This is a genomic window from Streptomyces sp. GbtcB6, from assembly GCF_019091475.1.
Lineage (GTDB): Bacteria > Actinomycetota > Actinomycetes > Streptomycetales > Streptomycetaceae > Streptomyces > Streptomyces hyaluromycini.
The window spans coordinates 1-230 of the sequence record NZ_JAGXJL010000541.1; the positions used below are offsets into that span (position 1 = coordinate 1).

Below are 230 nucleotides of genomic sequence, written 5' to 3' on the forward strand. Positions count from 1 at the left end.
GCAGCCGGTCCACGTATCAGTTGTCCAAGGGCTGCCGGCGCGCCATCCGCTCCAGCTGCTCGGGCTGCTCGCCCAGAAGCTTGCGCATCTCCTCGGCGAGCGTCGGCAGCCACTCCGGGTGCGGCACCTCGCGAAAGGGCTGCAGCTGGTGCTCGAAAGCTCCCACGTCAGGCTTGTGGAAGGAGGACGTCAGATTGAAGATCGTGCGGCCCTGCTGCTCAGCGGTGACC

The 230-nt window shown here is 67.0% G+C and carries 1 pseudogene; it reads right to left on the reverse strand.

Annotation, left to right across the window (positions count from 1 at the left end):
- Positions 1-19: 19 nt before the first annotated feature.
- A pseudogene (locus tag KVT45_RS55915) lies at positions 20-230 on the reverse strand (acyl-CoA thioesterase II); the annotation flags it as partial.